Source organism: Bacteroides sp. MSK.20.12 (assembly GCF_019052435.1).
Lineage (GTDB): Bacteria > Bacteroidota > Bacteroidia > Bacteroidales > Bacteroidaceae > Bacteroides > Bacteroides xylanisolvens.
The window spans coordinates 1-324 of record NZ_JAHQVH010000123.1; the positions used below are offsets into that span (position 1 = coordinate 1).

Annotated in this window: 1 pseudogene; it reads right to left on the reverse strand. The window is 43.5% G+C overall.

Annotated features, from left to right (window positions below):
• Positions 1 to 324 (reverse strand): annotated as a pseudogene (locus tag KTR06_RS24410) (AAA family ATPase); the annotation flags it as partial.

Sequence of the window (324 nt, forward strand, 5' to 3'; positions counted from 1 at the left end):
GTGCGGTCATAGCCAACGTAAATCCATGTACGTATGCTTCGCCTTTTTGCTTGTCTCTCTGGGAAGAATATCGGTGCAGACATTCGGCGATATAATCGAAGTAGGCTTTCCAGTCGCCACGATAAGCCATAGCGGATGCCAGTTTTCCTTTTTCCCAGTTGTCAAAGCGGAGGTCCGCTTCGTTGTAGGTATCTAATAAGTAACTGTACAATTGTTCACGTACTACTTGATTGGGAATAGTCAACTTCGTTTCTCCTTCTAAAGTCCCACTGATAGTCAACATTCCGAAATAGAATAATAGGCTGATAAAGTTATCCGGTTCTG